Below are 23,182 nucleotides of genomic sequence, written 5' to 3' on the forward strand. Positions count from 1 at the left end.
ATTTCCTTGCATGAGCGTTGGTATTGCGGACAACGCTGGTAGAAAAGTTGGTGCTGCATTAGACTCAGCACTGATAATAAGCAAACGCTTATAAAGACCATGGTGACCGATAACAACCCCTCCAAGCCGTCTGCAGCGCAAGACGCAGGCGAAAAAGACGTGATGGTGTCTCTGTACGAGGCGCAGAAGAAAATTTACCCGCGCAGCGTGACAGGGGTTTTTGCGCGCTGGCGCTGGTTTTTCGTCTGGGCGACGCAGCTTTTTTTCTATGGCGCGCCATGGTTGCAATGGGGCCAGCGCCAAGCCTTGCTGTTTGACCTGGAGGCGCGGCGTTTTTACATCTTTGGCCTGGTGCTGTATCCGCAGGACGTGATCTATCTGAGCGCCATACTGATCATTTCTGCGCTGCTGCTGTTTTTATTCACCGCCGTGGCTGGCCGCCAATGGTGTGGCTATGCTTGCCCGCAAACGGTGTACACCGAAATCTATTTGTGGATGGAGCGCAAGATTGAGGGTGATCGCTCAGCGCGCATGCGCCTTGATGCCGCGCCCATGTCGCCTGCCAAGTTGACTCGCAAGGTGGCCAAGCAAGTGGCCTGGGTGGCGTTTGGGCTGTGGACGGGTTTTACTTTCGTTGGGTACTTCACCCCGATTCGTGAGTTGGCCCATCATGTGGCCACCTGGACGCTGGGGCCGTGGCAAACCTTCTGGATCTTCTTTTATGGCTTTGCCACGTATGGCAACGCCGGGTACATGCGCGAGCAGGTGTGCAAGTACATGTGCCCTTATGCGCGCTTTCAGAGCGCCATGTTCGACAAAGACACGCTGATCGTCACCTACGACGCCCAGCGTGGTGAGCCGCGTGGCCCGCGTTCCAAAAAGGCCGATCCCAAAGCCATGGGGTTGGGCGACTGCGTCAACTGCACTTTGTGCGTGCAGGTGTGTCCAACCGGCATTGATATTCGTGAAGGCTTGCAGTATGAGTGCATCAGTTGCGCCGCCTGTATTGATGTGTGCAACGAAGTGATGGACAAAGTGGGCTACCCACGCGGGCTGATCCGATATTCGACAGAGCACGCCTTGAGTGAGGGCTGGGGCAGCCGTGAAATCGTGCGCCACATCATGCGCCCGCGGGTGCTGATTTACTCCAGTATTTTGGCCATCATCACCTTGGCCATGCTGGCCAGTTTGTTTCTGCGCACCCCTTTCAAAGTGGATATCGTGCGTGACCGGGCGACGTTGGCGCGCATTGTTCAAGGCGGCAAAGTTGAAAACGTCTACCGCCTGCAAATCATGAACGCACAGGAAAAAGAGCATACCTTCCAGTTGTCGGCAGAGGGCGTGCCGGGTTTGGAGTTGATCACTGATACGTCGGATGGCAAAGTGGTGGTCGATGCGGCCGACTCAGTCTGGGTGCCCGTGCGCCTGCAAGCACCCTACGACGCTGGCAAGCCGGGGTCCAATGAAATCCATTTCCTGATACGCTCAGAAGAGGGCGAGGTGAGAGAAAAATCCGCCTTCATGTTCCCTAGATAAATCAGTCGCTCATGAATACGCCGTCGCTACAGAAAGATACCCAACCTTGGTGGAAGTATGGTCACCTGTGGATGGTGATTGGCGGGCCCGTGGTGGTGATTCTGGCCTCCATGGTGACGGTGTATCTGGCAGTGCGCACGCCTGATCCGGTGTATGTGGATGACCGGGCCGAGCCGCGTGCGGCAACTCAGGGCAATGCGGATACAGATTTAACCCCAGCCATGCAGGCGCGCAATCATGCGGCAACCGGGGGGATAGCCTTGAAGCCAGAGGAGTCGACCTCGGCCACCAAAGGCGCAAACAAACCTTGATCCTGCGATAGGGTGGTTTTTACAGCTGCCGCAAAAGCGCTGGATAGATACTGCGCTAAAAACGTGAACAAGGGTGACGAGCCTTTACCCCGGCACTGACTACAAAGTTAGGGCTGCTTGGTTCCCCACCTGACCCGGTTGGCTCCTTCACCATGCGGGAAGGCCCGTCAAGGCTTATTGTAATAGGCCCATCCGGATAACTTGACTTGGCGCGCTTGCGAAGATCAAGTCAGCGCCTTGTTGGTCACCACCATGCCATCGTCGTCGGCGTACAACCAGTCGCCGGGCCGTACCCACACACCCTGTATTTGCACAGGTTCACCCGACTGGCCTTCGCCGCGTTTTTCGGTGCGCAGCGGCATCAAGGCCAGCGCGCGAATGGGGATGTCGGCGGCACGCAGTTCAGCCACGTCGCGCACGCAGCCATCCACCACGATGCCAGCCCAACCGTTCTTGGCTGCGGCCACGGCCAGGTTGCCGCCTACCAGCGCGCGACGCAGTGAACCGCTGCCATCAACCACCAGCACGCGCCCTTGGCCGGGGCTGTTCACGGCTTCGCGTACGCGCGAATTGTCTTCCGGCGCCCGCAGTGTGTGGACTGGGCCGCTGAAAGACTGCGGCGCGCCAAAGTTGTGGAATACAGGCGGCAAGACGCGAAAAGCACCACTGGTGTCGCCTTCGTGGGCGTCGCAGAAATCACAGGTGGAGAAGGCGGGGGCGGCAGGGGAGTGCATCAAAAAACCTCGTTCAGTTCACAGCCATGTCGGCTGGGGGCGACAGTGGCCCAGTCGCAAGCATAACCAGTTGTTGTGCTGCTTAGCTGCTTGTGTACAGGAAGAAAACCGCTTCAAAGCATATGCTGGAAACTCTGTGAAACATCATGATTGAAAGCGTAAAACCCAATAACCACGCCACGTTGCAGCTATTTTATGTGGCAACGCCTGAAGTCACTGCCAGGCATGCTATCAATTTAAGGGCAGCGCTGGCATGCCTGCACAATGACCGTCCAGAACATCAAGCGGCAAAAAAAACAACGCAGATTTCTGAGAAAGCGCTTTTTTCTCTTGGAGGCGTGCTATTTATCCAGTAGCATCGCGTTCAGCCAGTCGGGCAAACGTGTTTCGCTGGCCTGAAAACCAACTTCCAATAAAGAGGATCTTCAATCATGGCAACTGCAAAGAAAGCACCCGCGAAGGCTGCGGCCAAGAAGGCCGCACCCGCCAAAAAAGCAGCTCCGGCTAAAAAAGCCACTCCAGCCAAAAAGCGTACCCCCAGCGCAGCCTTCATGAAGGCCATGACGCCCAGCCCGGCACTGGCCGCCGTGATCGGTGCCAAGCCCATGCCGCGCACCGAGGTCACCAAGAAGATCTGGGAATACATCAAGGCCAACAAACTGCAAGACGAAAAGAACAAGCGCAACATCAACGCCGATGCCAAACTGAAGGAAATCTTCAAGAAAGCCCAGGTGTCGATGTTCGAGATGACCAAGCTGATCAACCAGCACTTGTCGTGATCGGCATCGCTTTTACCCACCTCAATGGTGAGGGGGGGTGAAAGCAAAACCCGGATCAACGCCGGCCAAGAAGATGGCTGACCCCAAAAGGGTTTGAAAAGGGTTTGGCGAGAAACCAAAAGCTACCGGGGCAGCGTGCTGCTCCGGTAGCTTTTTTCTTGAGGGCCAGCATGGGCACGGACGGTTTACGCTAATTTACTTGCGCAGCAGAGAATCTGCTGTATCTGCCTTTGACTGATTGGCCCGCCTTCAACCACCCCATGAACATCTCCCGCCTTTTCATCCAGCGCCCCGTGGCCACGGCGTTGTTCATGTTGGCGATCGTGCTGGCGGGGTTGTTGGGCTTGCGGCTGTTGCCAGTGGCTGCGCTGCCGCAAGTGGATTACCCGACCATTCAGGTACAGACGCTGTACCCCGGTGCCAGCCCGGACGTGATGAGCCGTACCGTCACCGCGCCGCTGGAGCGGCAGTTTGGTCAGATGTCGGGCCTGGCGCGCATGTCCAGCACCAGTGCAGCGGGGGTGTCCAGCATCACCTTGCAGTTTGTGCTGACCGAATCCATGGACACGGCTGAGCAGCAGGTGCAAGCGGCCATGAACGCCGCCGATTCGCTGCTGCCCGCCGATTTACCCGCGCCACCGGTGTATGCCAAGGTCAACCCGGCCGATGCGCCAGTGCTCACGCTGGCCGTGCGCTCAAGTAGTCTGCCGCTGACCGAGGTGCAAAACATGGTCAACATGCGGCTGGCGCTGAAGATCAGCCAGATCAGCGGTGTGGGTCTGGTGACGCTGGCGGGCGGGCAGCGCCCCGCCGTGCGGGTGCAGGGCAACGTGGAGGCGCTGGCCGCGTTGGGCTTGGGGCTGGATGATCTGAGCAGCGCCATCAGCGACGGTAATGCCAGCGGTGCCAAGGGCAGCTTTGATGGCCCGCTGCGCCAGTACACCATCAACGCCAACGACCAGTTGCTGAGTGCCGAGGACTACCGTGAGCTGATCGTCGCCTACAGCAACGGTGCGCCAGTGCGCCTGAAAGATGTGGCAAGCGTGGTCGATGGGTCTGAAAACACCCGGCTTGGGGCCTGGTCGGCTACCAAAAATGAGAGCGATTCATTCAATGTAAATGCGCATCAGGAACAAAAAACGCTTCCATCTCCGGCCCAGCAAACCACGCCAACCGATCAGCTTTTGCACCCGGCCATCATCGTCAATGTGCAGCGCCAGCCGGGGGCCAACGCCATGGCCACGGTGGACGCCATCAAGCGCCAGTTGCCTGCGCTGATTGCCAGCTTGCCGGGCAGTGTGTCGGTGGATGTGCTGAGTGACCGCACGCTGGGTATCCGCGCCTCGGTCGAGCATGTGCAGATCGAGCTGCTGCTGGCCGTGGTGATGGTGGTGCTGGTGATCTTTTTCTTTTTGCACAGCGTACGCGCCACCATCATCGCCAGCATCGCGGTGCCGATTTCGCTGCTGGGTGCGGTGGGGCTGATGTACCTGCTGGGCTTTTCGTTCAACAACCTGAGCCTGATGGCGTTGACCATCGCCACCGGCTTCGTGGTGGACGACGCGATTGTCATGATCGAGAATATTTCCAGACATAGAGAAATGGGCAAGACGCCGTTTCAGGCCGCTTTGGATGGCGCAGGGCAGATTGGCTTCACCATCATCTCGCTCACTGTGTCGCTGGTGGCGGTTCTGATTCCGCTGTTGTTCATGCAAGAGGTGATCGGGCGGCTGTTTCGCGAATTTGCCGTCACGCTGGCCATCACCATCCTGATTTCGGCACTGGTGTCATTAACTCTGGTGCCCATGATGTCGGCGCGCTGGCTGGAGCCGCTCGATCATGCCGGTGGCCGCATGGGCCAGGCAGTGCAGCGCGTGCTGGACCGCGTGGTGCACTGGTACGACAGCGCCTTGCAGGCCGTGCTGCGCCATCAAACGTTGACGCTGCTGGTGGCGCTGGCCACGCTGGTGCTGACGGTGCTGCTGTACTGGGCTATTCCCAAGGGGCTATTTCCCACCCAAAGCACCGGCCAGTTGCGCGCTACGGTGATGACCGCGCCTGACGTGTCTTTTGATCGCATGGCTGCCATGCAGCAGCGTGTGGCCCGGCTGGCGCTGGCTGATCCGGCGGTGCAGTCGGTCAACGCCGTGGTGGGGGTCGATGCCGCCAACAACACCACGCTGAATGCCGGACGCTTGATGATCAACCTGCGCGCGCGCGGCGTGTTTGGCGAGTCTGAATCGGCCATCATGCAGCGCTTGCGCCAGCAGGTGGCGCAGCAAGTGCCCGGTGCTACGCTGTACGTGCAGCCTACGCAGGACTTGACGGTGGACAGCGCCGTCGGTGCCACCGCTTACCGCTTCGACATCGAAGGCGTGAGCACCGAGCTGGTGGATGAATGGGCCGTGCGCCTGACGCAGCGCCTGTCGCAACTGCCTGAGCTGGGCCAGGTGATGACCGATGCGGGCATGACCGGCCCCGCCGCCATGGTGCAGGTGGATCGCGATACCGCCGCGCGTCTGGGTGTCACCGCCAGCAGCCTGGACGACACGCTGTACAACGCTTTCGGCCAGCGCATCATCTCCACCATCTTCACCGAGACCAACCAATACCGCGTCATCCTGGAAGCCGCGCGCGATCAAGCCACCAGCCTGCGCACGCTGCGCGATCTGCAAGTGGTCACCAGCGGCGGCGGTACCACGCCGCTGTCCAGTTTTGCCACCGTAGCGCAGCAACCCATGCCCTTGCAAGTCACGCGCGTGGCGCAGTACCCGTCAGCCACCGTGGGTTTTGACACCGCAACGGGGGTGTCACTGGGGGCAGCGGTTGCGGCCATTCGCACCGCCGCCGAGGCCGAAGGTTTTCCCGCCGCGCTCACCCTGCGCATGACCGGCTCGGCGGCGGCGTACCAGAGTTCGCTGTCCAACCAGTTGTGGCTGCTGCTGGCGGCCATCGTCTGCGTCTACATCGTGCTGGGCGTGCTGTACGAAAGCTACGTGCACCCGCTGACGATCCTGTCCACGCTGCCCTCGGCGGGCGTGGGTGCGCTGCTCATGCTGTGGTTGACCGGGCACGCGCTGGACATCGTGGGCATCATCGGCCTGGTGCTGCTGATCGGCAGCGTCAAGAAAAACGCCATCATGATGATCGACTTTGCGCTGGATGCCGAACGCACCCAGGGCCACTCGCCCGCGCAGGCCATTCACCAGGCGGCGTTGCAGCGTTTTCGCCCCATCTTGATGACCACACTCGCTGCACTGGCTGCGGCCGTGCCGCTGATGCTGAGTTGGGGCGACGGCGCTGAATTGCGCCGTCCGCTGGGGCTGGCCATTTTTGGTGGCCTGGTGCTCAGCCAGTTGCTGACGCTGTTCACCACCCCGGTCATTTATCTGTGGTTTGACCGGCTGGGGCAGCGCTTTGGCCAGCAACGCCACCTGCAAGCTGGGGTTGAATCTGCCTGCCCGCCCCCTCGTGCCCAGGTGGCGGGCAAGCCATGAATTTCTCCCGCCCCTTCATCCAGCGCCCCATCGCCACGGTGCTGCTGACCATCGGGCTGGCGCTGGCGGGCGTGGTGGCGTTTTTGATGTTGCCTGTCTCGCGCCTGCCGGAGGTCAACTTTCCGGTCATCAGCGTACGGGCCGACATGCCCGGTGCCAGCCCGGCGGACATGGCGCGCAGCGTGGCTGCGCCGCTGGAGCGCGTGTTGGGTACGGTCAGCGGCGTGGCCGAGATGACCTCGCAAAGCCGCAGTGGATCGACCGAAGTCATCCTGCGCTTCGACATGCGGCGCGATGTGGACAGCGCCGCGCGCGAGGTGCAGGCGGCCGTCAATGCCGCGCGCATCGATCTGCCCGCCGATTTACGCAGCAACCCCACGCTGCGCAAGTTCAACCCGGCGGGCAGGCCGTTCATGATTTTGGCGCTCAGCTCCACCACCCGGCCGTTGGGCGAGGTGTACGACCTGGTCAACAACGTGCTGACCCAGCAGTTGATGCAGATACCGGGTGTGGGCGATGTGACCATTGGCGGCTCGTCTTTGCCTGCCGTGCGCGTGGCCATCAACCCGCTGGCGCTGGATGCGCTTGGCATCAGCGGCGAAGATGTGCGCGCGGCCATCCAGGCCAACAACGCCAGCCGCCCCAAAGGCGTGATCGAGCTGGGCGGGGTCGATGCAGGCCGTGCCTTGCAAGTGCTGACGCCAGCGCCCGGTTTGCGCGCAGCCGACTACCGCGACGTGGTGGTGGCCATGCGCAGCGGCAGCGAGGTGCGCCTGAAAGATGTGGCCACCGTGACCGACAGCGTGCAAGACACGCGCGCGCGCGGTATGTTCAATGGTGACCAGGCGGTGGTGGTGCGCATTGCGCAAGAGCCGGGGGCCAACCTGATCCAGACGGCCGATGCCATTGACGCGCTGCTGCCGCAGTTGCGCGCGCAACTGCCCAGCGACATCCGGCTGGAAAAAGCGATCGACCAGACCGGCTCGGTGCGCGCTTCGGTGTTTGAGGTCGAGGTGGCGCTGGTGGTGGCCGTGCTGCTGGTGATCGTGGTGGTGGGGCTGTTTTTGCGCAGTTTGCGCGCGGCGCTGATCCCGGCCGTGGCCACGGTGGTGTCGCTGCTGGGCACGTTTGGGGTGATGTACTTTTTGGGCTACAGCCTGAACAACCTGTCGTTGACCGCGCTGACGGTGGCCACCGGCTTTGTGGTGGACGATGCGATTGTGGTGATGGAAAACATTGCCCGCCGCATCGAGGGCGGTATGCCACGCCAGCAGGCGGCGTTGCGCGGCGCGCGCGAAGTGGGCTTTACGGTGCTGACCATGAGCGTATCGCTGGTGGCGGTGTTTTTGCCGCTGCTGGTGCAAGGCGACGTGATTGGTGCGTTTTTCCGCGAATTTGCCCTCACGCTGTCGGCGGCGGTGATGATTTCGCTGCTGGTGTCGCTGACCACCACGCCCATGATGTGCGCGTTTTTGTTGCCGCGTGCCCACACTGAAAAAGCCACGCCCGTGCGTCAGTCGGCCGCAGGCTGGCTGCGCCAGCGGATCGCCAATGCGCTGGCTGGTGGACAGCGGGGGCTGGAGCGCGGCTACCTGCGCGCGTTGGACGCTGCGCTGGCTGCGCCCTGGCTGGTGGTGGCCGTGCTGGCGGTGGTGGTGGTGCTCAACGGTTATCTGTTCGTGTCGATTCCCAAGGGCTTTTTTCCGCGCCAGGACAGCGGGCAGTTGCGCGGTGGCCTGAGTGCTGACCGTGGCACCTCGTCCACGCAAATGGCCGACAAGCTGCAACAGGCGGTGGACATCATCCGCAGCGATCCGGCGGTGGCCACGGTGGTGGGTTATTCGGGGCGCGGCAGCGGCGGATTTTTACAAGGCACGCTCAAACCCAGGGGCGAGCGCGATGCCACCACCCAGCAGGTGGTCGATCGTCTGCGGCCCAAGTTGGGCACCATCACGGGCCTGCGGATATTTCTCAGCCCGGATCAGGAGTTTCCCAGCGGGGGCGGGGCGCGCAGCACCAATTCCAACTACCAGTTCACCCTCAAGGCCGACAGCGAAGATGACTTGAAGATCTGGAGCGAGCGACTGGCCGGTGCCCTGCGGGCCGATGATCGCTTGGTGGACGTGGACGATGACCGTGGCTCGGAAACCATGGAGTCTTACCTTCAGGTCGACCGCGACAAGGCGACTGAGCTGGGCGTGACCGCGCGCACGCTCAATTCAGCCCTGTACAACGCCTTTGGCCAGCGGCAGGTGGCCACCATGTATTCCGATCTGAACCAGTATGCCGTGGTGATGGAATGGGCGCAGGAGTTCGCCCAGTCGCCCGTGGCGCTGAAAGACGTGCGCGTGCCGTCCAGGCGCACGGCGTCCAGCACCTTGTTTGACGACGACGATGACGACACCTCGGCCAACCCCGGCTTGCGCAACGCCTCCACCGGCTCGCCAGTGTCGACCGAGCGGCGCACCATGGTGCCCCTGTCGGCTTTTGCCAGCCTGACCGAGCGGCTGGCACCGTATTCGGTGCGCCACGATGGGGGCGAGCTGTCGACCACGCTGTCGTTCAATCTGCCCGAAGGCGTGTCGCTGGCGCAAGGGCGCGCGGCGGTGCTGGAAGCGGTGGACACCATCGGCCTGCCCAACAAGGTGCGCGGCGCGTTCAGCGGCGATGCGGCCGATGCGCAAAAACAAGAAGGGCAACAGCTTTGGCTGATCGTGGCGGCTATCGGCGTCATTTATCTGGTGCTGGGCATGCTGTACGAAAGCCTGATTCACCCCATCACCGTGCTCACCACTTTGCCCAGCGCGGGCTTTGGTGCTTTTCTGGCCCTGCTGGCGCTGAAGATGGAGTTTTCCATCATGGCGCTGATCGGCATCTTTTTGTTAATTGGCCTGGTCAAGAAAAACGCCATCCTCATTATCGACTTTGCGCTGGATGCGCAACGCGCCCGGGGCCTTGCCGCTGCGCAAGCCGTGCGCGAAGCCTGCCTGCTGCGCCTGCGCCCCATCCTGATGACCACGCTGGCCGCCATGCTGGGCGCGCTGCCGCTGGCCATTGGCTTTGGCGAAGGCACTGAGCTGCGCCGTCCGCTGGGCGTGACCATCATCGGCGGGCTGCTGGCCTGCCAGTTGCTCACGCTGCTGACCACGCCCGTGGTGTATGTGCTGCTCGACAAATTGAGCCGCCGCCGCGTCAGCCAGGCGCACCTGTCGCGGGGCGTGGCGGTGGGCGCGTCATGAGGCCAATTACCCCAAGCCATCACCTCAAGCTTTTCCTGACCAGAGGGGCGAGGGCCGGTACCATGATGACATCTATGAAAAACTCACAAAACAATAGCTTCTCACGCTTGACAGAAAAGCGTTGCAACCGTTTTTCATCATGGCCTTTTGCTTTGGCAGCGACGCTGATCTTGAGCGCTTGTAGCTTTGCGCCCCAAGAGCAAACCCCAGCCGTATCGGTGCCTGCGGCCTGGAAAGAAGCTGCCCCCCAGCCCGGCTGGATCAACGCCGAGCAAGCCATGGATTGGCACTCTGGACAGTGGTGGAGGCTGTTTGGCGATGCGCAACTTGATGCGCTGATGCCGCAGGTGGACGTGGGCAACCAGAACCTGGCCCAGGCCGTGGCCAATGTGGCACAAGCCCAGGCGCTGCTGCGCCAGCAGCGCGCACAACTATGGCCTACTGTCAGCGCCAGCGGCAGCTCCAGCCGCGCCGGCGGCGGCGACATGGCCACCACGCACGGCGGCTCGGTGGGTCTTTCTGCCAGCTGGACGCCCGATTTGTGGGGCAAGCTGGGCGATGCCGCCCGTGCCCAGGGGGCCAGCGTGCAGGCCAGCGAAGCCGACCTGGCCGCAGCCCGCCTGTCGGCCCAGGGCAGTCTGGCGCAAACTTACTTTGCCGTGCGCGAAGCCGACGCCGAAATGGCGCTGCTGCAAAGCATCATTGCCGGCTACGAGCGCAACGCCCGCATCACCCAAAACCGCTACGAAGAAGGTGTGGTCGCCCGCACCGACGCGCTGCAAGCGCAAAGCACGCTGGAAAACGCCCGTGCCAACCTGATTGCGCTGCAACGCAGCCGCCAGCAATCCGAACACGCCATCGCCTTGCTGCTGGGCCGCGCCCCGGCCGACTTTGCGCTGCCGCCGCAAACCTGGACGCAAGCCGTGCCCGACGTGCCCGTGGGCGTGCCCAGTGCGCTGCTGCTGCGCCGCCCCGATGTGGCCGCGGCCGAGCGCGACGTGGCCGCCGCCAACGCGCGCATTGGCGTGGCGCGTGCAGCGTACTTTCCTGACCTGACGCTCAGCGGGGGCCTGAGCGCCAGCGGCACCGACTTGCTCAACGCCATGTCGGTGCCCAGCCTGATGTGGTCGCTGGGCCTGTCGCTGACGCAACTGGTGTTTGACGGCGGCGCGCGCACAGCCGCTGTGGATCAGGCCATCGCCGCGCACCAGGGGGCCACGGCCGCCTACCGCCAGACCGCGCTGGACGCCATGCGCGAGGTGGAAGACCAGCTCACCGCCTTGCGCACCCTGGCCGCGCAAACTGAGCGTGTGCGCGCTGCGGCCAAAGCCTCCAGCGGGGCCGAGCAGCGCATCCTCAACAGCTACCAGGCGGGCCTGTCGGCCTATACCGAAGTCGTCATCGCGCAAGCCAGTGCCCTGAATGCCCGCCGCTCGGTCATGCAATTGCAACTGCAACGCCAGCAATCGGCGGTGACGCTGGTACAGGCACTGGGCGGGGGCTGGCAGGTGCCGTGGGGCATTTCTGGCACGAGCGCACTTCAGGAGTGATCTGCAGTGGCCAGACCAGGGCCTAAGAACCTGTTCAAAGTCTCTGCGCGGGTGTGTGGACGCGGCCTCGGGCGGTCTGCTGCGTTGCAAATCCTCGCGATACCGCCAGGTATCGCTGCGGTTTGCGCCTTGCAGCCCATTTCGAACCGCATCCCACACCCCTCACGCTGAGACAGCGAACACGCTCTAACTGCGGTGGCTGCCCAGACGGCGCATGCCCAAGGCTGCTGTGGCCAGCGCCAACAGCGCCAGGGCCAGCGCACCAACGGTAGATACGGCCACTGGCGTGCTTGCAACGGGGTCGACCCAGGTGATGGTCAGCCAGCCATTGCTGCCAGCGCTGTCATAGGCACCACCGTTGTTGGCGGGTGCACAGGCCGGGCTGTTGGCTGAGGCGACTGTCATACCGGGCCACCGGCTGCCACCTGCACCGCCGCCGCCAAAAATAGCCGCGCCACCACCACCGTAGCCACCACCGCCACCGCCACCGCCGGGGTCGCTGCCACCATTACCGCCCCAGCCAGTGCCGCCGGAGTAACCGCTGCCACCGAGGCTGCCGCCGCCATTGCCACCGCTACCACCAGCGCCGTTGCCGCCGTCGATGGAGCCGCCTGTGCCATTGCTGCCACCGCCCCCGCCGCCACCTCCGCTGCCACCTCCACCGCCACCTCCGGTGCCCCCGGCAGGGCAGGCGTTACCGCCGTTGCCGCCGTTGCCGCCCGTGTTGCCGTTGCCACCACCACCGCCACCGCCTGCAATCAGCCAGGGATCGTTGGGATCGCTCCCCAGTTGGGTGGCACCGCCGCCGCCGCCGCCGTCGGTGCCCGCGCCACCGGCTCCACCACCACCGACAAAGTAGTACAGGGTAGTGCCCGAGCTGACGCTGACGCCATTGATCTGAATGCTGCTACCACTGCCGCCCCTGCCGCTGTTGGTGCCGTTGCCAGCACTGCCACCGCCCCCGCCACCCTCAGCTTCCACGTCAATGCTGGTCACGCCTGCAGGCACCGTCCAACTGTCGTCCATGCCGGTGAAGTTGAAAGTGACGCTGCCTGCCCAGACGGTGCTGCTGCATGCCAGTGCCACCAGTGCGGCAGCTATCGAACGAGGGTATACGTAAAAAGTAATAGACATAAAATATCAGAACAATGGCGGATACTGCTTTGATAAACCGGTGCAAGCAAGCAGCTTTTGCAATAGCTGCTGAGGCTGAACCCGCTTGTTACAAGGAATTTCGCTAAAAAATTGAATAAGTGCAACCCGAGTGGCTGCGTGCTTGTACAGCATCTTTCCCAGAAGCTACCGCCTACTAAAATAAAATATTAAGTGGTTCTAATATATTAATTATTTAAATATCTTTGCCAACCCTCATTAAGGGGGTGGTGCATCGCCTGATGTGGGCGGCGCAAAGTGACGCCGCAACGCGTCGACCAGATCGCTGGCGTAGTCGGGCAGGGTTTCGTGCTCGCGGCTGAGCACCGCGCGGTCGCGCCAGCGCCAGTCGTCGCTGAGGGCCACTTTGGCCAGCCGCATGGGCGTGAGGTTGCGTGCGGCGGCGCTTTCGGGCACCACGGCCACGCCCACACCGGCGCTGACCAGGCGGCACACGGCGTCAAAGCTGGCCAGTTGAATGCGGTGGCGCAGGGTGCGGCCCAGTTGGTCGGCCACCAGCCGCAAGTGGGCGTGCAAGGTGCTGCCTTCGTGCATGCCGATGTGGTCTTCGTCCAGCGTGTCGGCAAAGGCCACGGTTTTTTTGCAGGCCAATGGGTGTCCGCGCGGCACCACCAGCACCAGCTGGTCGGTGGACAGGTGCACCGCCGTGAGGCCAGAGGTATCGACCTGGCCCGAGACGATGCCTAAATCGGCGCTGCCGTCGCGCACGCCACGGGCAATTTCGGCGTTGGGCCGCTCGCGCAGATCGATGTTGATGTGCGGGTGTCGGGCCAGATAGGCGGGCAGCAGGGCGGGCAAAAATTCCATCACCGCCGTGGTGTTGGCCTGCACCCGCAACTGGCCGCGCAGGCCGCCGCCGTAGTCCAGCAGGTCAGCGCGTAGTTGCTCGGTTTGGCGCAGCACGCCACGCGCGTGGCGCAAAAAGGCTTCGCCTGCGGGGGTCAGTGCCATGCCACGCGGTTGGCGAAACATGAGCGGCAGACCGGCCTGCGCTTCCAGATTCTTCAGCCGCGCGCTGGCGGCGGCCAGCGACAGGTGCTGGCGGGCGGCGGCGCGGGTGAGTGCGCCTTCGTCGGCGCAGCGCACGAACAGGCGCAAATCGGTCAGATCGAATTGCATGGCATCCAATGGGTGGTGTGTCAGTAAGAGCGTGTTCAAAGTCTCTGCGCGGGTGTGTGCGCGGCCTCGGGCGGTCTGCTGCGTTGCAAATCCTCGCGATACCGCCAGGTATCGCTGCGGTTTGCGCCTTGCAGCCCATCCCGATCCGCATCCCACACCCCTCACGCTGAGACGTTGAACACGCTCTAAGTGGCAAGATTTCGTTAAAACCGAAAGCTAAGTTTCGATATTTCCGATTGTGTCAGAGTGATGGGTCGGTGACCATTGGGGCATGGAGACACCTCAAAGCGCCCCCCTGGATGAAGCGGCCATCACCCATTTGCGCAGTTGGGTAGGCCGCAGCGAGACACTGCAAGACACGCTGGCCGCCGCGCCGCTGCGCGGTTTTTCAGCCACGCTGGACCGCGACGATCCGCCGCCAGAACGCGGCACGCCGCTGCCGCCGCTGGGCCATTGGCTGTACTTTCTGCCACATGCCCCGCAAAGCCAGATTGGGCCTGATGGGCACCCCAAACGCGGGGGCTTTCTGCCTCCGGTGCCGCTGCCGCGCCGCATGTGGGCCGGCGGGCGACTGGTCTGGGAGCCGGGCAACCCGCTGCGCGTGGGCGACGAAGCCCGGCGCGTCTCGCGCATCGAGTCGGTCACGCACAAGCAGGGGCGATCGGGCGAGATGGTGTTCGTGCTGGTCAGGCACGAAGTGCACAACGCCCAGGGCCTGTCGTTGAGCGAGGAGCACGACATCGTCTACCGCGCGGCGGCGCATTCTGCCCCCACGCTAGGCGCTGCCGCGCCGTCGCTGCCCCCCGAGGGGGCCCTCACACCTAGGGGCGGCCCGTCGGTGTTCGCGGGTGAAAAAGCGCCGCCGCCGAAGGCTGCCCAAACCAGCGCCCCGTGGCGACGCCAGATCGTGCCGGACGACGTGCTGCTGTTTCGCTACAGCGCGCTCACCTTCAACGGTCACCGCATTCATTACGACCGCCAATACGTGACGCAGGTGGAGGGCTATCCGGGCCTGATCGTGCATGGCCCGCTGATTGCCACGCTGCTGACCGATCTGGTGCGGCGGCATGCGGCAGCCGGTGCGGTGCTGCGCCGTTTTGAGTTCCGTGCCGTGCGGCCCACGTTCGACCTGAACCCGTTTTTCGTCAACGGCAAGCCGTCGGCCGACGGCCAGCAAGTGCACCTGTGGGCGCACGATCACGAGGGTTTTCTGACCATGCAGGGCAGCGCCGAGCTGGCCTGATTTTATAAAACAAATCAGGCTTTATCGCAGCACACATATGCGTTATCAGCTACTAATTAAATAGTAAATTCATCATCATGAGCACCACCACCGATCACAGCTACCCCGAAATCCGCGACGCCGTGCGCGCCTTGTGCGCGCAGTTCCCCGACGAGTACCACCGCAAGATCGACGAGAAGCGCGGCTACCCTGAAGAGTTTGTGCAGGCGTTGACCCAGGCCGGCTGGATGGCCGCACTGATTCCGCAGGAATACGGCGGCTCGGGCCTGAGCATGGCCGAAGCCTCGGTGATCATGGAAGAGATCAACCGCGCGGGCGGTAACTCGGGTGCCTGCCATGGCCAGATGTATGTGATGAACGCCATTGTGCGCGGCGGCAGCGAGGCGCAAAAGCAGCAATACCTGCCCAAAATAGCCACCGGCGAGCTGCGCATCCAGTCCATGGGCGTGACCGAGCCGACCACTGGCAGCGACACCACCAAACTCAAAACCACCGCCGTGCGCAAGGGCGGGCGCTGGGTCATCAACGGCCAGAAGGTGTGGATCAGCCGCATCCAGCACAGCGACATGATGATTTTGCTGGCCCGCACGACGCCGCTCGATCAGGTGCAAAAGCGCTCCGAGGGACTGAGCTGCTTTCTCATCGATCTGAAGCAGGCGGTGGGCAACGGCCTGACGGTGCAGCCGATTTTGAACATGGTCAACCACGAGACCAACGAGCTGTTCTTCGACAACCTGGAAATCCCGGAAGAAAACCTGCTCGGCCCTGAAGGCAAGGGCTTCAAGACCCTGCTGGACGGCCTGAACGCCGAGCGCACGCTGATCGCCGCCGAGTGCATTGGTGACGGTTACTGGTTCATCGACCGCGCCACCCAATACGCCAAGGAGCGCGTGGTGTTTGGCCGCCCCATTGGTCAAAACCAGGGCGTGCAGTTCCCGATTGCCGAGGCGCACATCGAGCTGGAAGCGGCCAACCTGATGCGCTGGCAAGCCTGCGCCAAGATCGATGCGCACCAGAACGCGGGTGCTCAGGCCAACATGGCCAAGTACCTGGCGGCCAAGGCCAGTTGGGAGGCGGCCAACATCTGTCTGCAAACACACGGCGGCTTTGGCTTTGCCTGCGAATACGACGTGGAGCGCAAATTCCGCGAAACCCGCCTGTACCAGGTGGCCCCGATTTCCACCAACCTGATCTTCAGCTACGTGGCCGAGCACATTCTGGGCCTTCCTAAGTCTTACTGACACCCCCTGAGTCGCCTGCGGCACCTTCCCCCTCTTGCTGCGCGAGGGGACAACGCCACTGGCCGGGGGAACCCCGGCCACGGCGTTCACCCGTCTGGCTTGCTCCGCAGCCTCTGGATTGAAAGCACATGACCCATTCCAAACAGCCTCGTCCGCTCGACGGTATTACCGTCGTTTCGCTGGAACACGCTATCGCCGCACCCTTTGCCAGCCGCCAGTTGGCCGATCTGGGCGCGCGCGTGATCAAGGTGGAGCGCCCCGGCGTGGGCGACTTTGCCCGCGCCTACGACGAACGCGTGCGCGGCGAAGCGTCGCACTTCGTCTGGTGCAACCGCAGCAAGGAAAGCCTGACGCTCGATTTGAAAAACCCCGACGCGCTGGCCGCGCTGATGGACTTGCTGGCCAGCGCCGACGTGCTGCTGCAAAACCTGGCACCGGGTGCCGCTGCGCGCATGGGCCTGGCATGGGAGGCGCTGCACGCCAGGCATCCCAGGCTGATCGTGTGCGACATCTCGGGCTATGGCGACGATGGCCCTTACCGCGACAAGAAGGCGTACGACTTGCTGATCCAGAGCGAAGCGGGATTTTTGTCGATCACCGGCACGCCCGAGGTGCCTGCCAAGGCGGGCTGCTCGATTGCGGACATTGCAGCGGGCATGTACGCCTTCACCAGCATCCAGTCGGCGCTGCTGCTGCGCCACCAAACGGGCGAGGGCAGCCACATCGACGTGTCCATGCTCGAATCGCTGGGCGAGTGGATGGGCTACCCCATGTACTACGTCTTTGAAGGTGCGGCACCGCCGCCGCGCACCGGTGCCAGCCACGCCAGCATCTACCCCTACGGCCCGTTTGCCGTGGGCGATGGTGGCACCGTGATGCTGGGCCTGCAAAACGAACGCGAGTGGAAGGTTTTTTGCGACAAGGTGCTGCTCAACCCTGCGTTGGCCACCGACCCGCGCTTTGACGCCAACGCCAAACGCACTGCCCACCGCGATAAGCTTAAGGCCCTGATCGTGCAGACCTTCGCGGGCATGACCACTGCCCAGGTCGAGACGCGTCTGGACGAAGCACAAATTGCCAATGCCCGCATGAACGACATGGCGGGCCTGTGGGCACATCCACAACTCAAGGCACGCCAACGCTGGCAGCCGGTCGGCTCGCCCGCTGGCGAGGTGCCCGCATTGCTGCCGCCGGGGCGCAGCAACGCCTTCGCCTACCGCATGGATGCGGTGCCCAAGGTGGGCGAACACACCGCAGCGATCTTGCGTGAGCTGGGTCGCAGCGATGATGATCTGGCCCAACTCAAGAAAGCCAAAGCCATATGAATACACCTGCGAATACACCTGCCGAACAACTCGCCTCTTTTGCCGCCGGACTGCGCTTTGAGGCAATCCCTGAGTCTGTCATCCGTTTCACCGAAAACCTGCTGGTCGATTGGTTTGGTTCTGCCGTGGCCGGGCATGGCTCGCGGCCAGTGATGCGCATTGCCGCTTTCGCCCAGGCCATGGGGCCAAGCAGCACAGGTTCAGGGCAGGGCGCAGCCAGTGGAGCCAGCGAAGTGCTGCCCACGCGCGCCAGCAGCAGCCCGTACATGGCGGCCATGGCCAACGCCGCTGCCTCGCACGTGGCCGAGCAGGACGATGTGCACAACGGCTCGGTGTTCCATCCGGCCACGGTGGTGTTCTCGCCCGCGCTGGCCGTGGCGCAGGCCACCGGGGCCAGCGGCCCACGCTTTCTGGCCGCCTGCGTGGCAGGTTACGAGGTGGGCATTCGCGTGGGCGAATTTCTGGGCCGTTCGCACTACAAGGTGTTCCACACCACCGGCACGGCGGGCACGCTGGCCGCTGCGGCTGCGGTGGGCAATCTGCTGGGTCTGAACGCGCCGCAGATGCAGCACGCCTTTGGCTCTGCCGGCACACAGTCGGCGGGTTTGTGGGAGTTTTTGCGCACTGCCGCAGACAGCAAGCAGTTGCACACTGCGCATGCCGCTGGCGCGGGCTTGATGGCGGCATATCTGGCCAAAGAAGGTTTTACCGGCGCAGCCGACATTTTTACCGGCCCGCAAGGCATGGCCGCAGGCATGAGCAGCGATGCGGATGCGGGCAGGCTGACGGACGGCCTTGGCACGCGCTGGGCCACGGCTGAAACGTCTTTCAAATGGCACGCCAGTTGCCGCCACACCCACCCGGCAGCGGATGCGTTGCTGGCGGTGATGCAGGCCAATCAACTCAAACCTGAAGACATTGCCGAGGTGGTGACCCATGTACACCAGGGGGCCATTGACGTTTTGGGGCCGGTTGTCAAGCCGACCACGGTGCACCAAAGCAAGTTCAGCATGGGCACGGTGCTGGCGCTGGTGGCCCAGCACAGCCACGCGGGACTGACCGAGTTTGACCGCGATTACCTCAGCAGCACCACGCAACAATTGCGCGACCGCGTGCGCATGGTGTTGGACGCGGAAGTGGACAGCGCCTACCCGCAGCGCTGGATCGGCAAGGTCACGGTGAGCACCACCGACGGTCGCACCCTGCATGGCCGCGTGGACGAACCCAAGGGCGATCCCGGCAACACGCTGACCCGCGATGAAATTACCGCCAAAGCCTTGCGCCTGGCCGCGCACAGCGGCGGTGCCAGTGCGGACGAGATGCAGCGCGCCGTCGATACGCTGTGGCAGGCGGCCACCTGGGCAAACACGCCACGCTTGCTGCCGGAGCGTGCTACATGAGCGCGCTCATGAATGCGCTATCAAGTGCCCATCCGCTGGCTGCGGCCTGCTCGTTGCTGTTCGTGCCCGGCACCCGCCCTGAGCGTTTTGCCAAAGCCCTGGCCAGCGGGGCGGGCGGCGTGATCGTCGATTGGGAAGATGCGGTGGCACCGGTCGATAAAGACGCTGCTCGGGCCACGCTGGCCGAGGCGCTGGGCCAACTGAGTCCTGTCGAGCGCGGGCGTTTGGCGCTGCGCATCAACGCCGCAGGCACGCCGTGGCATGCCGATGACTTGGCCGCATTGCCTGCACTGGCCGCTGAGGGTTTGTGTGCCGTGGTGCTGCCCAAGGCCGACAGCGGTGCGGGCGTGCAGGTGGTGGCTGATGCGCTGGGCGCGCAAGGTGCGGTGCTGCCGCTGGTGGAGTCTGTCGCCGGGTATGACGCGGTGCGCGATCTGGCCGCTGCACCGCAGGTGCTGCGCCTGTTGTTTGGCCACCTCGATTTTCAGGCCGATGCCGGGCTGGCCTGCGGCCCGGACGAGGCAGAGCTGGTGCCCGTGCGCCTGCACATCGTGTTGGCTGCGCGCGCGGCGGGCCTGCCTGCGCCTGTGGATAGCGTCACGCCCGACACTAAAGACATGGCGCTGGTGCAGCAGCACGCCGCCCGTGCGTTGCGTGGCGGCTTTGGTGGCAAGCTGTGCATCCACCCGGCGCAGGTGGCGGCGGTGCATGCGGCGTTTGTACCCACGCCCCAACAGGCTGATTGGGCGCGGCGCGTGGTTGAAGGCTTTGCCGCCGCGCAAGGCGGCGTGTTCACGCTGGACGGGCGCATGGTCGATGCGCCAGTGGTCAAGCTGGCCGAGCAGATGCTGGGGCGTGCCCGGTTGCTGGCGCACTGAACGCCCATGTGCAGCACCCGCAAGGTGATGATGTGACGGGCGCGGATCACACACGTCAACCCCCTTGGTTCGGCAATGCGCCCAGCCGCTCCAGCACCTGGCGCACAGCCTGGCGTCCGGCCTCTGACAGCGGCGCTTGCGGCGGCACGGGGTTGCCCACGTCATAGCCCTGCATGCGCAGGCCGCCTTTGACGCAGGCCGCCAGGTTGTATTGGGCGAACACCTGGTTGATACCCCACAACTGGCGTTGCAACGCCATCGCTTCGGGCCACTGTTGGGCGCGGCATAGTTCGTACAACTGCACACTCTGGCGCGGCAGCAGGCAGGCAGGCCCGGCCATCCAGCCTTTGCCGCCGATCAGCATCACCGCCGCTGGAATGTGCGCCGAGGCGGCGAACACGTCCATGCGCCCCTGCACGCGCGCCATGATCGACAGCAGCCGACCGGTGTTGAACGATGCATCTTTAATGGCCACGATGTTGGGCACGTGGCTGAGCCGCTCGATGGCTGGCAGACTCAAGTCCGAGCGCTGGAAGTTGGGGTTGGTGTACAGCACCACCGGCAGCGACACCGCTTCGGCAATGCTTTGAAAGTAGGCCACCACGCCGTCATCACCGACCGGAAAATACGCCTCCATGATGGCCAAAATGCCATCGGCCCCCGCCGCCTCATAGGTGCGCGCCTGCGCCACCGCATCCTGAGTGGCGCAGGACGCCACACCGGGAATCACCGGCACCCGGCCTTTGGCAGCGGCCACCGTGGCTTGCACCACGGCCAGCCGCTGTGCCGGGTTGAGATAAGCGAACTCACCGGTTGAACCCAGCGGCGACAGCCCGTGCACGCCAGCGCCGATCAAATCGTCCACCAGGCGCGCCAGCACCTCGGTGTTGACCTCGCCATGGGCGGTCAAAGGCGACACCAGATACGGCATCACGCCGTGCCATGAGGGGGTTGGTTTCTGTGTCATGCGGGTCTCCTGGGTGATTTTGGGTGAGGCCATTGTCCGCGCGCGGGGGCCGAGGTGTGGGTGCCCAGACGCATTTGGCGACAATAAGCCATCACCTTCACCAGAGCACCGCCATGAGCCTTCCTTTCGCCCAGCGCCTGAATAACGTCGAAACCTCGGCCATCCGCGAGCTGTTCAAGCTGCTGGGCAAGCCGGGCATCATCAGCTTTGCGGGGGGCTTTCCCGACAGCGCCATGTTTGACGTGCAAGGCATTCGCGAGGCCGCCAGCAAAGCACTGGCGGATGATCCCGGTGCCGCCTTGCAGTACGGCGCGACTGAGGGCTATGAGCCGCTGCGCGCGCAATTGGCGGCCTTCATGCAGGCCAAGGGTGCGCAGGGGGTGGCACCCGAGCAGTTGATCGTGACCACCGGCAGCCAGCAGGCGCTGGACTTGCTGGGCAAAACGCTGGTTGATCCGGGCAGCAAGGTGATTGTGGAAGGGCCGACTTTTTTGGCCACCATCCAGTGCTTCAGGCTCTACGGGGCTGACTTGGTGAGCGCGCCGATCGACAGCGAGGGTGTGCAGGTCGATGAGCTGGAGCAGTTGATCAAAACGCACCGCCCCAAATTTGTCTACGTGATTCCCACCTTCGGCAACCCCAGCGGGGCCATGCTGAGTCTGGCGCGCCGCCAGCGCCTGCTGGAGCTGGCGGTGCAGTATCAGACCTTGATCGTGGAAGATGATCCCTATGGCGACTTGTACTTTGACGCTGCGCCGCCGCCCAGCCTGCTGGCGCTCAGCCGCACCGTGCCCGGCAGCCGCGACTGGCTGGTGCATTGCGGCAGTTTGAGCAAGGTGCTCTCGCCCGGTCTGCGCACCGGCTGGATGGTGGCACCGCCCGAATTGCTGGCCAAGGCCACCATGTGCAAGCAGTTTTCCGACGCCCACACCAGCACCTTTGCCCAGGCCACCGCCGCGCAATACCTGGCCGCCGGGCGCATGCCTGACACACTGGCGCACGTGCGGCAAGTGTATGGCGCGCGCGCGCAGGCCATGGGCGATGCTCTGCGCAGCGAACTGGGCGAGGCTATCAATTTTGTGCAGCCCAAGGGCGGCCTGTTCATTTGGGCGCGGCTGACCGGTGCGGGCGGCAAGTTGGCCGATGGCGCAGCTTTTGCCAAAGCAGCGGTGGCGCAGGGTGTGGCCTTCGTGCCCGGCGCGCCGTTTTTTTGCGCCCAACCGGATGCCAGCACGCTGCGCCTGTCGTTCGCCACTGTGGGCGAAGACAAGATCCGCGAAGGCGTGGCCCGGCTGGCGCGGGCGTTGGGATAGGGGCTTTCGCTGGGCTTTTACGGGGCTTTCCACAGGCCGCCAGAGCAGCGCTCAACATCGTTTAAATCGCGTCGCGACTGCACCTGGGTGAAGCCCGCCGCTGCCAGCAGGTGGCGCACGGCAGCGGCTTGATGCCAGCCGTGTTCCAGCAGCAACCAGCCGCCGGGGGCGAGGTGGGGCGGGGCACCCTGCACGATGCGGCGAATGTCATCCAAACCGTCTGCGCCGCTGACCAGGGCTTGCTGCGGCTCGTGCACCAGCGCGGGCAGGTGAGGGTCGCCCTGGGCAATGTAAGGGGGGTTGCTGGCGATGACGTCAAAGCGCTGGCCTGCGGTGGGGCTGAACCAGTCGCCATGCAGCCATTGCACGTTCAGGCCCAGCCGGTGGGCATTGGCGCGTGCCACGGTCAGGGCATCGGCGCTGGTATCGACGGCCCACACCTCAGCTTGCGGGCGCTGCGCGGCCAGCGCCAGGGCGATGGCACCGCTGCCGGTGCCTAAATCCAGCGCGCGGGCGAGGCCATCGGCTGGCAGCAGATCGAGCGCCCAGTCAACCAGGGTTTCAGTGTCGTCACGGGGGTCGAGCACGCGCGCGTCCACCGCCAGTTCCAGCCCGTAAAAGGCTTTGCGGCCAGTGAGGTAGGCCACGGGTTCGCCATTCAGCCGCCGGGCGGTCAGAGCGGCCAGCGCTTGAGCCTGCTCGGGCGTGAGGGCCGCGTCATCGTGCGCCAGCAGCCAGGCGCGCTCGTGCAGCAGGCGGCCCAGCACGTGCAGCAGCAGCATTTGCGCTTCAATCCGTGGCAAGCCCGCCTGTTGGGCCTGTTGCAGGGCTTGTACATAAGTCATTTGCTTCAAATTAAGTAGCGTATAGCGCTGGT

Annotated in this window: 18 protein-coding genes and 1 other RNA gene; 13 read left to right on the forward strand and 6 right to left on the reverse strand. The window is 63.7% G+C overall.

Features of this window, described 5'->3' with window-relative positions; translation table 11 throughout:
• The first annotated feature begins 99 nt into the window (after positions 1 to 99).
• Complete coding sequence (gene ccoG / locus ACK5NW_RS05230) at positions 100 to 1,536, forward strand: cytochrome c oxidase accessory protein CcoG (protein ID WP_416925763.1); 1,437 nt, start codon at positions 100 to 102, stop codon at positions 1,534 to 1,536.
• 11 nt (positions 1,537 to 1,547) lie between these two features.
• Complete coding sequence (locus ACK5NW_RS05235; RefSeq protein WP_416925765.1) at positions 1,548 to 1,847, forward strand: nitrogen fixation protein FixH; 300 nt, start codon at positions 1,548 to 1,550, stop codon at positions 1,845 to 1,847.
• A gap of 72 nt (positions 1,848 to 1,919) precedes the next feature.
• Here ACK5NW_RS05235 and ffs read toward each other — a convergent pair.
• Together ffs and rraA are read right to left on the reverse strand one after the other, a co-directional pair.
• An RNA gene (ffs, locus tag ACK5NW_RS05240) (signal recognition particle sRNA small type) lies at positions 1,920 to 2,016 on the reverse strand.
• 55 nt (positions 2,017 to 2,071) lie between these two features.
• Complete coding sequence (gene rraA, locus ACK5NW_RS05245) at positions 2,072 to 2,581, reverse strand: ribonuclease E activity regulator RraA (RefSeq protein WP_416925767.1); 510 nt, start codon at positions 2,579 to 2,581, stop codon at positions 2,072 to 2,074.
• Positions 2,582 to 2,727: 146 nt separating this feature from the next.
• Here rraA and ACK5NW_RS05250 point away from each other — a divergent pair, with 146 nt between their 5' ends.
• From ACK5NW_RS05250 to ACK5NW_RS05270, 5 genes are all read left to right on the forward strand, one after another.
• Positions 2,728 to 2,937: a hypothetical protein gene (locus ACK5NW_RS05250; RefSeq protein WP_416925769.1), complete on the forward strand. Its 210-nt coding sequence runs from the start codon at positions 2,728 to 2,730 to the stop codon at positions 2,935 to 2,937.
• Between the two features lie 75 nt (positions 2,938 to 3,012).
• A complete protein-coding gene (locus tag ACK5NW_RS05255) occupies positions 3,013 to 3,360 on the forward strand; it encodes an SWIB/MDM2 domain-containing protein (RefSeq protein ID WP_416925771.1) in 348 nt (115 codons plus the stop codon).
• 260 nt (positions 3,361 to 3,620) lie between these two features.
• Complete coding sequence (locus ACK5NW_RS05260) at positions 3,621 to 6,857, forward strand: efflux RND transporter permease subunit (RefSeq protein ID WP_416925773.1); 3,237 nt, start codon at positions 3,621 to 3,623, stop codon at positions 6,855 to 6,857.
• Positions 6,854 to 10,096: an efflux RND transporter permease subunit gene (locus ACK5NW_RS05265; RefSeq protein WP_416925775.1), complete on the forward strand. Its 3,243-nt coding sequence runs from the start codon at positions 6,854 to 6,856 to the stop codon at positions 10,094 to 10,096. Before ACK5NW_RS05260 ends, ACK5NW_RS05265 begins: the two co-directional genes overlap by 4 nt.
• 152 nt (positions 10,097 to 10,248) lie before the next feature.
• Complete coding sequence (locus tag ACK5NW_RS05270) at positions 10,249 to 11,646, forward strand: efflux transporter outer membrane subunit (RefSeq protein ID WP_416925777.1); 1,398 nt, start codon at positions 10,249 to 10,251, stop codon at positions 11,644 to 11,646.
• 186 nt (positions 11,647 to 11,832) lie between these two features.
• Here ACK5NW_RS05270 and ACK5NW_RS05275 read toward each other — a convergent pair whose 3' ends face one another.
• Positions 11,833 to 12,780: an IPTL-CTERM sorting domain-containing protein gene (locus tag ACK5NW_RS05275; protein WP_416925779.1), complete on the reverse strand. Its 948-nt coding sequence runs from the start codon at positions 12,778 to 12,780 to the stop codon at positions 11,833 to 11,835.
• Positions 12,781 to 13,017: 237 nt separating this feature from the next.
• Positions 13,018 to 13,938, reverse strand: a complete 921-nt coding sequence (locus tag ACK5NW_RS05280) for a LysR substrate-binding domain-containing protein (RefSeq protein ID WP_416925781.1) — start codon at positions 13,936 to 13,938, stop codon at positions 13,018 to 13,020.
• Positions 13,939 to 14,209: 271 nt separating this feature from the next.
• Between ACK5NW_RS05280 and ACK5NW_RS05285 the strand changes: the two genes are divergently transcribed.
• The 5 genes from ACK5NW_RS05285 to ACK5NW_RS05305 all read left to right on the forward strand — a co-directional run bounded on the left by ACK5NW_RS05285 (position 14,210) and on the right by ACK5NW_RS05305 (position 20,025).
• Positions 14,210 to 15,181 carry an FAS1-like dehydratase domain-containing protein gene (locus ACK5NW_RS05285; protein WP_416925783.1) on the forward strand — a complete coding sequence of 324 codons (972 nt, stop codon included), beginning with the start codon at positions 14,210 to 14,212 and terminating at the stop codon, positions 15,179 to 15,181.
• 77 nt (positions 15,182 to 15,258) lie between these two features.
• Positions 15,259 to 16,422, forward strand: coding sequence for an acyl-CoA dehydrogenase family protein (locus ACK5NW_RS05290; RefSeq protein ID WP_416925785.1), 1,164 nt, complete (start codon positions 15,259 to 15,261; stop codon positions 16,420 to 16,422).
• A gap of 128 nt (positions 16,423 to 16,550) precedes the next feature.
• Positions 16,551 to 17,747, forward strand: coding sequence for a CaiB/BaiF CoA transferase family protein (locus ACK5NW_RS05295; RefSeq protein WP_416925787.1), 1,197 nt, complete (start codon positions 16,551 to 16,553; stop codon positions 17,745 to 17,747).
• Positions 17,744 to 19,147, forward strand: coding sequence for an MmgE/PrpD family protein (locus ACK5NW_RS05300; RefSeq protein WP_416925789.1), 1,404 nt, complete (start codon positions 17,744 to 17,746; stop codon positions 19,145 to 19,147). The genes ACK5NW_RS05295 and ACK5NW_RS05300 overlap by 4 nt, the downstream gene beginning before the upstream one ends.
• A gap of 8 nt (positions 19,148 to 19,155) precedes the next feature.
• Positions 19,156 to 20,025: an HpcH/HpaI aldolase/citrate lyase family protein gene (locus ACK5NW_RS05305; protein ID WP_416925791.1), complete on the forward strand. Its 870-nt coding sequence runs from the start codon at positions 19,156 to 19,158 to the stop codon at positions 20,023 to 20,025.
• A 55-nt stretch (positions 20,026 to 20,080) separates the two neighbouring features.
• Here ACK5NW_RS05305 and ACK5NW_RS05310 read toward each other — a convergent pair whose 3' ends face one another.
• Positions 20,081 to 20,992: a dihydrodipicolinate synthase family protein gene (locus tag ACK5NW_RS05310; protein ID WP_416925793.1), complete on the reverse strand. Its 912-nt coding sequence runs from the start codon at positions 20,990 to 20,992 to the stop codon at positions 20,081 to 20,083.
• Between the two features lie 113 nt (positions 20,993 to 21,105).
• Between ACK5NW_RS05310 and ACK5NW_RS05315 the strand changes: the two genes are divergently transcribed.
• Positions 21,106 to 22,305, forward strand: a complete 1,200-nt coding sequence (locus tag ACK5NW_RS05315) for a PLP-dependent aminotransferase family protein (RefSeq protein ID WP_416925795.1) — start codon at positions 21,106 to 21,108, stop codon at positions 22,303 to 22,305.
• 17 nt (positions 22,306 to 22,322) lie between these two features.
• On the opposite strand, the gene prmC is transcribed toward ACK5NW_RS05315, so the two are convergent.
• Positions 22,323 to 23,150, reverse strand: coding sequence for a peptide chain release factor N(5)-glutamine methyltransferase (prmC, locus tag ACK5NW_RS05320; protein WP_416925797.1), 828 nt, complete (start codon positions 23,148 to 23,150; stop codon positions 22,323 to 22,325).
• Positions 23,151 to 23,182 lie beyond the last annotated feature (32 nt).

The sequence above is a fragment of the Ottowia sp. genome, assembly GCF_047975795.1.
In the GTDB taxonomy this organism is placed as follows: domain Bacteria; phylum Pseudomonadota; class Gammaproteobacteria; order Burkholderiales; family Burkholderiaceae_C; genus Ottowia.